General features: G+C 44.4%; 14 protein-coding genes and 1 tRNA gene. All 15 read right to left on the bottom strand.

Annotated features, from left to right (window positions below; translation table 11 throughout):
- Positions 1 to 102: 102 nt before the first annotated feature.
- Positions 103 to 786, bottom strand: a complete 684-nt coding sequence (locus tag RCH61_RS01745) for a DUF6465 family protein (RefSeq protein ID WP_306479715.1) — start codon at positions 784 to 786, stop codon at positions 103 to 105.
- Between the two features lie 178 nt (positions 787 to 964).
- Positions 965 to 1,603: a trimeric intracellular cation channel family protein gene (locus RCH61_RS01740; RefSeq protein WP_306479714.1), complete on the bottom strand. Its 639-nt coding sequence runs from the start codon at positions 1,601 to 1,603 to the stop codon at positions 965 to 967.
- A 48-nt stretch (positions 1,604 to 1,651) separates the two neighbouring features.
- Positions 1,652 to 2,092: a MarR family winged helix-turn-helix transcriptional regulator gene (locus tag RCH61_RS01735; protein WP_306479713.1), complete on the bottom strand. Its 441-nt coding sequence runs from the start codon at positions 2,090 to 2,092 to the stop codon at positions 1,652 to 1,654.
- A gap of 109 nt (positions 2,093 to 2,201) precedes the next feature.
- Positions 2,202 to 3,938 (bottom strand): acetyl-CoA carboxylase, carboxyltransferase subunit beta, encoded by a 1,737-nt coding sequence (accD, locus tag RCH61_RS01730; protein WP_306479799.1) that lies wholly within the window; start codon positions 3,936 to 3,938, stop codon positions 2,202 to 2,204.
- Positions 3,925 to 5,274: an acetyl-CoA carboxylase biotin carboxylase subunit gene (locus RCH61_RS01725; protein ID WP_306479712.1), complete on the bottom strand. Its 1,350-nt coding sequence runs from the start codon at positions 5,272 to 5,274 to the stop codon at positions 3,925 to 3,927. Before RCH61_RS01725 ends, accD begins: the two co-directional genes overlap by 14 nt.
- Before the next feature lie 4 nt (positions 5,275 to 5,278).
- Complete coding sequence (gene fabZ / locus RCH61_RS01720) at positions 5,279 to 5,731, bottom strand: 3-hydroxyacyl-ACP dehydratase FabZ (RefSeq protein ID WP_306479711.1); 453 nt, start codon at positions 5,729 to 5,731, stop codon at positions 5,279 to 5,281.
- Positions 5,732 to 5,785: 54 nt separating this feature from the next.
- Positions 5,786 to 6,220 carry an acetyl-CoA carboxylase biotin carboxyl carrier protein gene (locus RCH61_RS01715; protein WP_306479710.1) on the bottom strand — a complete coding sequence of 145 codons (435 nt, stop codon included), beginning with the start codon at positions 6,218 to 6,220 and terminating at the stop codon, positions 5,786 to 5,788.
- A 2-nt stretch (positions 6,221 to 6,222) separates the two neighbouring features.
- On the bottom strand, positions 6,223 to 7,473 hold the full coding sequence (fabF, locus tag RCH61_RS01710) for a beta-ketoacyl-ACP synthase II (RefSeq protein ID WP_306479709.1): 1,251 nt from the start codon (positions 7,471 to 7,473) through the stop codon (positions 6,223 to 6,225).
- A 31-nt stretch (positions 7,474 to 7,504) separates the two neighbouring features.
- Positions 7,505 to 8,245 (bottom strand): 3-oxoacyl-[acyl-carrier-protein] reductase, encoded by a 741-nt coding sequence (fabG, locus tag RCH61_RS01705; RefSeq protein WP_306479798.1) that lies wholly within the window; start codon positions 8,243 to 8,245, stop codon positions 7,505 to 7,507.
- A 134-nt stretch (positions 8,246 to 8,379) separates the two neighbouring features.
- Entirely contained in the window at positions 8,380 to 9,300 is a 921-nt protein-coding gene (gene fabD / locus RCH61_RS01700) for an ACP S-malonyltransferase (RefSeq protein ID WP_306479708.1), read from the bottom strand.
- Positions 9,293 to 10,231, bottom strand: a complete 939-nt coding sequence (fabK, locus tag RCH61_RS01695; RefSeq protein ID WP_306479707.1) for an enoyl-[acyl-carrier-protein] reductase FabK — start codon at positions 10,229 to 10,231, stop codon at positions 9,293 to 9,295. The genes fabD and fabK overlap by 8 nt, the downstream gene beginning before the upstream one ends.
- Before the next feature lie 67 nt (positions 10,232 to 10,298).
- On the bottom strand, positions 10,299 to 10,526 hold the full coding sequence (locus RCH61_RS01690; RefSeq protein WP_178007631.1) for an acyl carrier protein: 228 nt from the start codon (positions 10,524 to 10,526) through the stop codon (positions 10,299 to 10,301).
- A 119-nt stretch (positions 10,527 to 10,645) separates the two neighbouring features.
- On the bottom strand, positions 10,646 to 11,620 hold the full coding sequence (locus RCH61_RS01685) for a beta-ketoacyl-ACP synthase III (RefSeq protein ID WP_306479706.1): 975 nt from the start codon (positions 11,618 to 11,620) through the stop codon (positions 10,646 to 10,648).
- Between the two features lie 148 nt (positions 11,621 to 11,768).
- Positions 11,769 to 12,161, bottom strand: a complete 393-nt coding sequence (locus RCH61_RS01680) for a DUF6483 family protein (protein WP_306479705.1) — start codon at positions 12,159 to 12,161, stop codon at positions 11,769 to 11,771.
- A 268-nt stretch (positions 12,162 to 12,429) separates the two neighbouring features.
- Positions 12,430 to 12,515: transfer RNA gene (locus RCH61_RS01675), tRNA-Leu, on the bottom strand.
- Positions 12,516 to 12,611 lie beyond the last annotated feature (96 nt).

The following is a 12,611-nucleotide window of genomic DNA, read 5'->3' as shown; positions in this document are numbered from 1 at the left end:
TTTCCCATTACAGAAACAAAATACCTCTCTCTGAAAACAATTCCGATAATGCAAAAAACCTCCCTGCCGGGACATTCCCAACGCAGAGAGGGTATCAGCTTTTTACAGGTCGATCTTACCTGTTGTGTCTCCGTTGATCACATAATAAGCTGCAAACTCTTCCGGCTTCAGATAGATTTTCACATCTTTCATATCACCGACTTTATTTTTCAAAACTTTTGACCAAACATGTTTGATTTTATCAAAAATTTCTTTTTCTGTATATTCTTTTCCTGCAAACTGAAGGAACATTTCCGTCTTTGGTTCTGTCTTCTTAGCTGCCGCCTTTTTCACAGGCGCTTTCTTCTCTGCTTTTGCAGGAGCTTTTGTTGTCTTCTTAACCGTTTCCTTCTCTTTCGCAGCCGTCTCTTCTGTCTTAGGTGCATCTACTAAAACTGCAGCTTTCGTCTCGAGTTTTTTTGTTGTATCTTTCTTTGTCTCGATTGCTTTTGCCGCTTCTGTCTTTACCGGCTCTGCTTTTGCAGGAGCTTCTGCTTTCACTTCTGCTTTTGTCTCTGCTTTTACAGGAGCTTTCGCTTCCGCTTTTTCTTCTGCCTTTACAGAAGTCTTTGTCTCTGCTTTTGCTACTGTTTTTTCTTCTGCTTTCGCTTCTTCCTTTACTGTCTTAACAGCTGTTTTAGCCGGTTCTGCGCTTACGCTTTTTGCCGCTTTTGTCGACTCTGCTTTAATCGCATTTACTATTTTAGCCGCTGCCCTTGATGTCGAAGTTGTTTTCTTTGCTGCCATACTTGTTCCCTCCTAAAATAATACAACCAAGTATTTCCGATACTGTTCTCTACTCTATTCAGTATCACTTATTCAACCCAAATCAAAAAGTTTCATAGGGGATTGTACCTCATTTTTCAGAAAACGTCAAATTTTTATCATTCTTGCTATAATCTCTTTCTATACGACTCTCGAAAATTCAAGATACCCGCATCAGATTCCACCGAAAATGAGCCGCTAAAAATCGAAGCAGAACCGTTACTGTCAACCCGAAAACCGTACCATAGGCTTCCCCCAGCAAAGTCCTTCCTGCGACACAGACAATACCGCCTGCAATCGCCGCGCATGCATAAATATGTTTTACTAATATATAGGGAGTCTCCCCTGCCATAATATCACGCAGCACTCCGCCTCCAACCCCTGTTAATGCTCCGATAAATACAAGAAAAAATGCATTTTCTCCTCCGACAGACCGCACTGCTGCCTGCACTCCTACTACAGTAAAAATCCCAAGCCCCGCCGTGTCACACCAAAACATCAGCTTATCATAATACTCCGTCTTAAGTCTCGACTCAAACGCGGTCGGTCTTGCATACGCGATTACAAAAAGAAGTGTCGATGTCACCACAGATATAAGAACATAAATCGGATGGGAGAACGCTCCGGGCGGTGTAAGACCAAGTATAATATCCCGCATAATCCCACCGCCTACAGCCGTCGTCGCTCCTAACACATTTACTCCGAAAATGTCCATCTTCTTCTCAATGCCGATCATTGCCCCTGAAGAGGCAAACGCCACTGTTCCGATCAATTCCAAAATGAAAATAAACTCATCCATGCCACTTACCCTGCCTTATCAGATTTCCTTTTCTATTCTATCATACCTTTATGCCTGATAACTTCTGAAAAATGAGGAAATATCTTTCAGCATTTTCACAAGAACTGTGATCTCTTCATCATCCAGCTTCTCGATCACAGCATTTGTCATCTGCCGATGAAACTGCTCGTGATGATGGTACGCTCTCTCCCCTTTTTCTGTAAGTGCAATATAAACGACTCTTCGGTCTTCTTCGCTTCTTTCCCGCTTCACATATGATTTTCTCACAAGCGCATTGACCGCAGTAGTAAGCGATCCGGCAGTAATTTTAAGTTTTTTTGCCACAGCGGACATCGTACTTTCTCCGGATAATCCGATTGCTTCGATAATATGCATATCATTATTCGTAATATCTTTAAATTCTTCTGTTATGATCGCTTCTTTTTCTAATTCCCATATTTCATTAAACAGATTGACAAGCGTGTCATTAATAGTCTTGTACGCATCCATCGGATCTCCTCCTTTTCCAAATATTGTATTCCACAGCCGTTTTTACCCGTCTGCTGTTTGGCGTCCGCGTACATTATAGCACACCCCTCCTTCGGAAAAGAAGTGTTTTTTACATTTTCCGAAATCTGTCATATCGATGATCCAACAGTTGTTTTTGCCCCATCGATCCATATTTTTTTATAAATTTTTCAAGCTTGTTTTTTAATTCTTCACTCACACCTGCCATAGTCTGAACTGTCAGTACTTTCGGCTCTCTGATCACATGCTCAACGATTCCAAGCTGTTTCAAATCATCCGCCGTCAGTTTCATTACTTCCGCCGCCTCATTTGCCCGGCTGCTGTCCTTCCAAAGTATGCTTGCGAACCCTTCCGGTGAAAGAATCGAATAAACCGCATTTTCCAAAATCCACACTTCATCTGCCACAGCCAAAGCAAGGGCGCCTCCGCTTCCGCCTTCTCCGACCAAAATCGAAACAATAGGAACTTTCATGGAAGAAAGCTCATACAGATTTGAAGCGATCGCTTCTCCTTGTCCGTGTTCCTCCGCTTCCGGTCCGCAAAATGCCCCAGGCGTATCTACAATACAAATGACCGGACGCCTGAACTTCTCCGCCTGCCGGATTAATCGCAATGTTTTTCGATAACCTTCCGGAGACATCATACCAAAATTACGCTGTACATTTTCTTTCGTTGTCTTCCCCTTAACCTGAGCGATCATCGTCACCGGAGTATTTCCAAACATCGCGATTCCACCCATTACCGCCGGATCGTCTCTCAAGAAACGATCTCCATGAAACTCCATAAAATCAGAAAACAACGCATTGATATAATCCGCTCCTGTCGGACGGTCTGCCCTTCTGGACAAAAGAACTCTCTCCCATGGACTTATACGGTTGTTCTCCTGTGCCTTTTGGATCGACTCTCCGCTTCGCCCGAAATTATCCGCACTTTTTCCCGACTCGTTTTCCTTGTCTTCACTCAGAGAAATATCCGATGTCTGATTATGCACCTGTAAAATGCGCGCCAAGACATCCTTCATCTCATCCCGTTCTACAATTCGGTCAATAAACCCATGTTCCAAAAGGAACTCTGACCTCTGAAATCCTTTCGGCAGTTTCTTGCCGATCGTCTGCTCAATCACTCTTGGTCCGGCAAATCCAATCAGAGCCTTTGGCTCTGCCAAAATAATATCTCCCAGCATTGCAAAACTTGCCGTCACGCCTCCGGTCGTCGGATCGGTCAGTACACTGATATATAAAAGTCCTTTCTCGCTGTGCCGTTTCAATGCCGCCGAAGTTTTTGCCATCTGCATCAAAGAGATGATCCCTTCCTGCATCCTTGCCCCTCCGGAACATGCAAACAAAATAACCGGCAGATTTTCTTCCGTGGCGCGTTCTACCGCACGGGTAATCTTCTCCCCGACTATTTCCCCCATACTTGCCATCATAAAACGTCCATCACACACGCCAAGTACAGCCGGATTTCCTTTCACCAATGCCTTTCCGGTCACAACCGCCTCATCCAGTCCTGTCTGCTCTCTTAACTTTCTGACTTTCTCTTCATAGCCGCCAAATTGCAATGGATTTTTAAACGGCATCTTTTCATCCCATTCTTCAAATGTTCCACGGTCTGCGATCAGCTCGATCCTACGTTTTGCATGCATCCTGAAATATCCGTGACACTTGGGACATATATAATGATTCTCTACGGCGTCCTCTGCCAAAATCGCCGCGCCGCACTTATTACATTTTTTCAGCAGTCCTTCCGGAACATTTCTTATTTTTGCATTTTTCGATATTCCGTGATCTTTTCCGCCTGTCTTTTTAAACATGTTATGCAGTTTCACCATTCAGCCTCCGAATAAAATCTACATTAATGTTTCCTGATACAAACTCTTCATTTTCTGCAATCTGGTACTGATAATCAACATTCGTACCGATTCCTTCTATAATAACTTCTCCCAAAGCGCTTCGCATCTTATCTACCGCCTCTTTTCGGTCCTTTCCATGGACGATCAGCTTGGCCAGCATCGAATCATAGTACGGCAATACCTCGCATCCACTATAAACAGCCGTATCTACACGGATTCCGTTTCCTCCCGGCAAATGCAGATCTGTAATCCTCCCCGCTGACGGCATGAAATTGCGTTCCGGAATTTCCGCATTGATCCGGCATTCAATGGCATGCCCTTTCATTTCGATTTCCCCCTGTCGGAAGGGCAGTTTCCCCCCGTCAGCAATCCGTATCTGCTCTTTGATCAGATCGATTCCTGTCACGCACTCCGTCACCGGATGTTCTACCTGTATCCTTGTGTTCATCTCCATAAAATAAAACGAACCGTCCTGTTCCAACAGAAATTCTACGGTTCCTGCATTTGTATAGCCGGCAGCCTTCGCTGCTTTTACCGCCATCTTTCCCATTTTGCCGCGAAGTTCTTCGGATAATGCAGCGCATGGACTTTCCTCGATCATCTTCTGATGATTCCTTTGAATCGAACAATCCCGCTCTCCGAGATGCACAATATTTCCATAGGAGTCTGCAAGAATCTGAAACTCAATATGACGAGGGTGTTCTACGAAATGCTCGATATACATTGTTCCGTCCCCGAATGCTTTTTCCGCTTCTTTTCTTGCCGTCATAAAACAACTTTCGAATTCTTCCGCGTTTTGTGCCGTACGCATTCCTTTTCCGCCGCCTCCCAAGGCAGCTTTAATAATAACCGGATATCCGATACGTTCTGCTTCTTTTTTTCCCTGCTCTGCATCTGCCACAGGTCCGTTTGTACCGCGGATAACCGGAACACCTGCTGCTTCCATCGTTGCTCTTGCTTCTGTCTTATTGCCCATCTTGCCGATCACTTTGGAATCAGGACCGATAAAAGTAATCTCGCATTGCTCGCACAATTCTGCAAATTTTGCATTTTCAGACAGAAATCCAAATCCCGGATGAATCGCGTCCGCGCCTGAAACAAGCGCCGCGCTAATTAAATTCTGCATATTCAGATAGCTTTCTGACGCCGGAGCCGGACCGATACAGACCGCCTCGTCTGCAAGCTGCGTATGAAGCGCTTCCTGATCTGCCTCCGAATAAACAGCTACCGTTTCAATTCCCATCTCTCTGCATGCCCGAATGATCCGAACCGCGATCTCACCGCGATTCGCAATCAATATTTTTTCGATCATAACACTATTCTCCTGCCATAAAGGTCAATTCCGCGCTTACTACTACTTTCCCATTCACACTGGCGACCGCTTCCCCGATTCCTACAGGTCCTTTTATCTTGATAATCTTTGTCTCCAGTTTCAACACATCTCCCGGAACAACCATTCCTTTAAAGCGACATTTTTGTATTCCGCCGAAAAATGCAATCTTTCCTTTATTTTCCGGCATACTTAAAATTGCCACCGCGCCGGTTTGAGCAAGCGCTTCTACAATAAGCACCCCTGGCATAACCGGCTTATTCGGAAAATGACCCTTAAAAAAATCCTCTGTATAAGTCACCGCCTTATACCCGACGGCAAATTTTCCCGGTTCATAGTCTTCTATTCTGTCGATCAGACAAAACGGGTGTCTGTGCGGAATGATCTGTTGGATCTGCTCTATATTCAAGCTCTTCTTTTCTTCTCTTTCCTTTTCCATACTCTGTCTCCTGCTGTTTTCGTTTTTGCTTTCTGCATCCACCGTTTTTCATTTTTATTTCTGTCTGATTACAAAAAGAGGCTGTCCGTATTCCACCGCCGCGCCATTTTCCACAAGCACTTCCTCTACAATCCCGTCAAAATCGCTTTCGATCTCATTCATAAGCTTCATTGCCTCTACGATCCCCAAAACGGTTCCTTTCTCAACCTTGTCTCCAACCTGTACAAAAGGAGCGCCGCCTTCTTCAGGGGAAGCATAGAAAACGCCTACAAGCGGCGCTTTCACCACCTCTCCTTCCGGCAGGACTTTCTCGCAGTCTCCGTTTTGTCCGGTCTTTTGCAGTTCTGTATACAACGGCTCTGTTCCGGCTGTGCAAACGTTCCCGCCTTTTTTCAACTTCAGTTTCACACCGTCTTCTTCATATTCAAATTCATCTAATCCGAATCCCGACACAGCTTCTACTAACTGAAGGATCTGTTCTGTTTTCATTTTCACACCCTGCCTTCGTCTTCATATTTTTTTACGAGAAGAGATGCATTATGACCTCCGAATCCAAGTGAATTTGTAAGCACATAATTTACGTCTTTCTCAATCGGGGATCCTACAGCATAATTCAGATCACATTCCTGATCGACATTTTTTGTCCCCATTGTCTGATGAATATATCCATCTAAAATACTTTTCACACACACAATAAATTCAACGCCTCCTGCTGCGCCCAGAAGATGCCCAATCATTGATTTCGTTGAATTGACGACAACCTGATCTGCCGCGCTGCCGAAGGCGCTTCGTATTGCTCTTGTCTCAAACAGATCATTATGATGCGTACTCGTTCCGTGTGCGTTAATATAATCAATCTGATCAGGGCAAACATCCGCTTCCTTCATGGCAAGTTTCATTGCCATGGCGGCTCCTTCCCCATCCTCTGCCGGAGACGTAATATGCCATGCATCCGCTGTCGCCCCGTATCCTACAAGCTCTGCATAAATTTTCGCACCTCTTGCCTTTGCATGTTCCAGTTCTTCCAAAACAACGATTCCTGCACCTTCTCCCAAAACAAATCCGTCTCTGTCCTTATCAAACGGACGGGAAGCACACATCGGATCTTCTGCTTTCGACAACGCCGTCAGCGCCGTAAATCCTGCCAGTCCTGTCGGCGAGACTGCACTTTCAGCTCCCCCTGCAATCATAATATCTGCATCCGCATACTGGATCGCCCGAAAAGCATCCCCAATACAATGAGAGCCCGAGGCACATGCCGTCGCCACATTCGTACATTTTCCACGGAATCCAAGCTGAATTGAAATGTTTCCTGCCGCCATATTGGAGATCATGAGCGGAACCATCAGCGGATTCACCCTGCTTGGACCTTTCTTCAGGATTGTTTCATAATTATCTTCCACACATTTCAGACTTCCCACTCCAGAACCAACGATCACTCCCGCTCTGTAAGGATCTTCTCTGCTCATATCAATTCCAGCATCTTCAAATGCCTCTTTTGCCGCGGCTGCCGCATATTGAGCAAACAGTTCCATTCGCTTTGCCGATTTAAAATCAAGACGTTCCCGAGCATGAAAATCTTTCACTTCCGCGGCAATCTTTACCTTATAATCCGAAACATCAAACCTCGTAATCGGCCCAATTCCGACCGTTCCTTTCTTAATCTCATTCCAAAAAACTTCCACTGTATTTCCGATCGGAGTGACCGCTCCAAGACCGGTTACAACAACTCTTCTCTTCATGTTTCCTCCTTATTTTAACGGCACAACACAATCACATCGCCATACCGCCATCTACACAAAGTACCTGACCTGTTATGTATCCTGCCTGATCTGATGCAAGAAACGCAACAGTACAGGCAACATCTTCCGCCTCGCCGAAACGCTCCATCGGGATCTGAGAAACGGCTTTTTCTTTCACTTTTTCCGAAAGAACCGATGTCATCTCCGTATTGATAAATCCGGGTGCCACTGCATTTACCGTAATCCCTCTTCCTGCAAGCTCCCTCGCCGCAGATTTTGTCAATCCGATCACGCCTGCCTTAGATGCTGCATAATTTGCCTGTCCCGCATTTCCAAGCAGTCCCGAGACAGAAGAAATGTTAATGATCCGTCCGCTTCTTTGACGTATCATTGATCTTGAAACAAATCTCATACAATGAAAGGCTCCCTTCAGATTCGTATCAACAACCGCATTGAAATCTGCTTCTGACATCTTCATCAAAAGACCGTCTTTTGTAACTCCTGCATTATTCACAAGAATATCAACCCTTCCGAACTCTTCCATGATCGTTTCAAACATCTGTCCGCATGATTCAAAGGAAGCTACATTACATTGAATCAGCTTTACCTTTCCGCCTGCGGCTTGTATCTGCTGTGCAACTTTTTCTGCCTCTTCTTCTGATCTGTTATAATTAATAATTACAACCGCGCCCTCCTCTGCCAGCTGCAGCGCGATTGCTTTGCCGATTCCCCGTGATGCTCCTGTAACAACTGCAATTTTACCTTCTAACATCATTGTCCTTTCGCTCCCCGTCCTTTCTTCCCGTTCTGATCCTATTGTTCTCTTTCTCTCTATTTCTCCCTGTTCTTCTCTTCGTTGTGCTTCCTTTTTCCAGTCCGCTCTGTCCTTTTCTCTTTTCCCCTGTATCAGCCGAACAACTCTGCAGCTTTTTTTGCATCTTCCCATGTACTTACATTCAGACATCTCACAGTTTTGTCAATTCTTCGCAAAAATCCGCACAATGTTTTTCCCGGTCCGATCTCGATAAAAGTATCTGTTCCGGCAGCGATCATCGTTTCCACACTTTGCTGCCATCTCACTGACGACGAAACCTGACGCACGAAAAGATTTTTGATCTCTTCCGCATTTTCCACATAAGCTGCCGTTACATTCGATACATACGGAATAAACGGATCGCTTATCGTAACACCTGCCAAAACCTGTTCCAGTTTCTTTCCTGCCGTTTCCATCATAGGAGAATGAAACGGTCCGCTGACATTCAACGGAAGAACTCTTTTTGCTCCCGCTTCTTTTAGCTTCTCCCCAGCTTGTCTTACTGCTTCTTTTTCACCTGTGATCACCAGTTGTCCCGGGCAATTATAATTTGCGATCCACACATTCGAAAGCTGTTCCAAAACATTCTCGATCTGTTCTCCTGTAAGTCCGATCACCGCCGCCATCGCGCCTTTGTTTGCCGGAACGGCTTCTTCCATATAAATCCCACGCTTTCTCACTGTCATTACCGCATCTTCCAACGAGAGTGCTCCCGCTGAAGCAGCCGCGCAATACTCTCCCAAACTCAGTCCTGCCGTCACATCTGCTGCCACGCCCCACTCTCGAAGCACCTGTTCCGCTGCCATCCCGACTGTCACAAGAGCCGCCTGTGTATATTCTGTCTGATCCAAAAGATCGTTTTTCTCAAAACACAGTTTTCTCATGTCAAGCGATAATAAATCCGATGCCATATCAAAAACTTTTTTTGCAGTCTTGCTGTTTTCATAAAAATCTTTTCCCATTCCCGCCGTCTGCGAACCTTGTCCCGGGAAAATAAATGCTGTTTTACTCATAAAAGACACTTCCTTTGATTCTTCTTTCAGTTTCTTCTGCCAGTTTTTTCACCAACACCTTACAAGATAACTTTTCTTTGACAAGTCCGGCAGACTGTCCTGCCATCACACTTCCGTTTTTTACATCTCCTTCAACAACCGCTTTTTTCAAACCTCCCAAAGTCAATGTTTCCAGTTCTTCAAACGAAGCCCCTTCTTTTTCTTTTTGCAAATACAATTTCGTCATCTGATTTCGAAGCGTCCGTACCGGATGTCCGCATGCTCTGCCGGTAACTTTTGAATCAATATCTCTTGCCCTGATAATCTCATCTTTATAATTTTCATGAACTTGACATTCCTCAGTTACAATAAAAACAGTCCCCATCTGAACCCCTTTTGCTCCAAGCATAAACGCAGCCGCAATCCCTCGCCCGTCTGCGATTCCTCCTGCTGCGATCACCGGAATATTTACCACATCAACGATCTGCGGAACAAGCGTCATTGTCGTTGCTTCACCGATATGTCCTCCTGCCTCCGTACCCTCAGCTACAACTGCATCAGCATGGCATCGTTCCATCCTCTTTGCAAGTGCGACAGATGCAACAACCGGAATTACTTTCACTCCTGCTTCTTTCCACATCTTCATATACTTTTCAGGAGAACCTGCTCCGGTTGTAACAACTTTTACCTCTTCTTCCACAATGACCTGAGCAATCTCATCTGCATACGGACTCATCAGCATAATATTTACTCCAAAGGGCTTATCTGTCAGTTCCTTCGCCTTTTGGATCTGATCTCTCACCCATTCCGGCGGCGCGCTTGCCGCTCCGATAATTCCCAAACCGCCTGCTTCGGATACTGCGGCTGCCAGATGATACTCTGCAACCCATGCCATTCCACCTTGAATGATCGGATATTCAATTCCCAAAAGCTCCGTTATTTCTGTTTTCATTTTAATGCCTTTCTTCTAAACTCTCTTTGATTCCGTGTCTTTTTGTCCTGTTTTCGTATTTTTCTCTTTATTCTTTGTGTGCTTCCATATACGCAGCCGCGTCTTTGATCGTTGTGATCTTCTCCAAATCTTCCGTTGGAATTTCTACTCCAAACTCTTCCTCAAATGCCATTACTAATTCAAAAAGATCAAGTGAATCTGCTCCCAAATCTTCTTTAAATGATGTATCGTCCTTTAAAGTTTCGATTTCTACGTTTAATGCCTCTGCTACGATTTCTTTCATTCTCTCTGTCATGATATGTTCTTCCTTTCTCTTTTCCTTTTCTTTTTTCTCTTATTGCTTCTTTTCTCTTATTTTTTCTTTTCCTTTTAATTGCACAAAATCTTCAGTTTAATTCTCACAATTTAAGCGATTCACCATTCCAAAATACATCCTGCCCATGTCAGCCCTGCGCCAAATCCGGCAAGCAAAATCGTTTGTCCTTCTTTCAGTTTTCCCTCTCTGTTTAATTCATCTAACAAAATGGGAATTGACGCCGCTGAAGTATTTGCATAATTTTCCATATTTGTCGGAAAACGATTCTCATCAACCTTCATCTTCTTCGCCACAGCCTTTACGATTCTTTCATTCGCCTGATGCAAAATAAAAAGAGCGATCTTCTCCGTTTCTAATCCTGACTTTTCCAAAAGTTCATTGATCAATTCCGGTACTTTTCTCACCGCAAACTTAAACACCTCTTGTCCATCCATACAAATCCCAGACTTAGCTGATAGGCCTCCCGGCGAACTTTCAGTCTGTTCTTCAAACTGATCTTTTGAATTCAATGTCAGAACAAAATCTTTCATTCCGTCAGAATGTCCCGCCTGCCAGTACGCCTCTCCTTCTTCTGCCCTGATAAGAACTGCGCCTGCGCCATCTCCAAACAATACGCATGTACTTCGATCTCGCCAGTCTACAAGACGGCTCATGCTCTCCGCACCGATCACAAGAATTGTTTTAAAGACTCCTGCACGAATGTACGCCTGCGCAGTGTTAAAAGCAACCATAAACCCAGAACATGCTCCGTTGATATCAAACGCCAACGCATTTTCTGCACGGATGTTCTTTTGAACGACACATGCAACAGACGGGTAGATCACATCCGGTGAAGAAGTCGCAACTAAAATCAATTCAATTTCTCCTGGATCTATTCCTCCGTTGCTCACCGCCTTCTTTGCCGCTTTCGATGCCATATCAGATGTCGTTTCCTTCACCGCTATATGTCTGCACCTGATTCCGGTTCGTTCTCGTATCCATTCGTCCGACGTATCCACAAGCTGTGAAAGCTCAGTGTTGCTCACGATTCGATTCGGTAAATACGATCCCGTTCCACAAACTTTTCCTATCATTTTTCTTCTCCGTCATATTTTATTTGAGTCTTAAATATTTTGACTTTCAAAGTATATCACTAAAAAATAATTTGTCAACTGTTTTTTTATTTATTTTTAATGTTTATTCCTAATCCTTTTCAAATTTCTTCTCAGCTGCTTTTCTTACTTATTCTCTTTCCAATAGATTCAAAAGGTCCTGATATCCCGATTTTTTCATTAAATCTTCCATTCCGAAAAGAACTTCTTCCTTTGAATATCGGTGTTCCTGCAAAAAATTCTCCTCTTTTTCACTTACATATTGGTAGAAGAGCGCCGCTGCCATAACATCCTCTCTTACCTCATAGTGAATCTCATCTAAAAGAAGGTTTTCCGCCTCATTAATCTCGCCCCGATCAACCATATCATACCATTCTCTCAAAGACTTTCCTGACACTCTAAGCTGATCTTCATTCTCAAGTTCCACAGCGGTAAAAGTCTTCCCAAATGCTAAAGAAAACAACACTCTCGCCATTTCTTTGATCATTCGCATTATATAATCCTTTTCGTCGGTATATCCCATCTTAACCTTCCTCTCTTTTCATAATATCGAGTAGGAGGCTAATCATTAATTAATTAGCCGACCTCTCACACCACCCAGCATACCGTTTGGTACCAGGCGGTTCCTTAGTTTTCGCAAACTACTAGATAATAGTCAGGCATGGATGTATATCCTAGCTTGGCTGTATCCTTCCCACTGCCAGGGGATTAGGGTCTTTCACCCATTAGAGACTGCGCCGCAAAGCGCACACAAAAAATGACTCAAATCTTTGAATTGAGTCATTTCGAAATGCCGCAGACCGGAATCGAACCGGTACGGGTATCACTACCCACGGGATTTTAAGTCCCGGGCGTCTGCCTGTTCCGCCACTGCGGCAACTATAAAATTGTTCTCTCTTATGAATAAAACCATAAGAGAAACGACCCAGAAGAGACTCGAACTCTCGACCTCCGCCGTGACAGGGCGGCGCTC

Source organism: Mediterraneibacter sp. (genome assembly GCF_030825015.1).
In the GTDB taxonomy this organism is placed as follows: domain Bacteria; phylum Bacillota; class Clostridia; order Lachnospirales; family Lachnospiraceae; genus Mediterraneibacter.
Note: the sequence above shows the minus strand (reverse complement) of the source record. Positions and strands in the feature narration are given on the sequence as shown.

Coding starts and splice junctions, on each gene's coding strand:
- RCH61_RS01680 (WP_306479705.1), bottom strand. CDS start 12,161: ATGGGATATACCGACGAAAAGGATTATATAATGCGAATGATCAAAGAA.
- fabD (WP_306479708.1), bottom strand. CDS start 9,300: ATGAGTAAAACAGCATTTATTTTCCCGGGACAAGGTTCGCAGACGGCG.
- fabG (WP_306479798.1), bottom strand. CDS start 8,245: ATGTTAGAAGGTAAAATTGCAGTTGTTACAGGAGCATCACGGGGAATC.
- fabZ (WP_306479711.1), bottom strand. CDS start 5,731: ATGGAAAAGGAAAGAGAAGAAAAGAAGAGCTTGAATATAGAGCAGATC.
- RCH61_RS01715 (WP_306479710.1), bottom strand. CDS start 6,220: ATGAAAACAGAACAGATCCTTCAGTTAGTAGAAGCTGTGTCGGGATTC.
- RCH61_RS01740 (WP_306479714.1), bottom strand. CDS start 1,603: ATGGATGAGTTTATTTTCATTTTGGAATTGATCGGAACAGTGGCGTTT.
- fabF (WP_306479709.1), bottom strand. CDS start 7,473: ATGAAGAGAAGAGTTGTTGTAACCGGTCTTGGAGCGGTCACTCCGATC.
- RCH61_RS01725 (WP_306479712.1), bottom strand. CDS start 5,274: ATGATCGAAAAAATATTGATTGCGAATCGCGGTGAGATCGCGGTTCGG.
- RCH61_RS01745 (WP_306479715.1), bottom strand. CDS start 786: ATGGCAGCAAAGAAAACAACTTCGACATCAAGGGCAGCGGCTAAAATA.
- RCH61_RS01690 (WP_178007631.1), bottom strand. CDS start 10,526: ATGACAGAGAGAATGAAAGAAATCGTAGCAGAGGCATTAAACGTAGAA.
- fabK (WP_306479707.1), bottom strand. CDS start 10,231: ATGAAAACAGAAATAACGGAGCTTTTGGGAATTGAATATCCGATCATT.
- RCH61_RS01685 (WP_306479706.1), bottom strand. CDS start 11,620: ATGATAGGAAAAGTTTGTGGAACGGGATCGTATTTACCGAATCGAATC.
- RCH61_RS01735 (WP_306479713.1), bottom strand. CDS start 2,092: ATGGATGCGTACAAGACTATTAATGACACGCTTGTCAATCTGTTTAAT.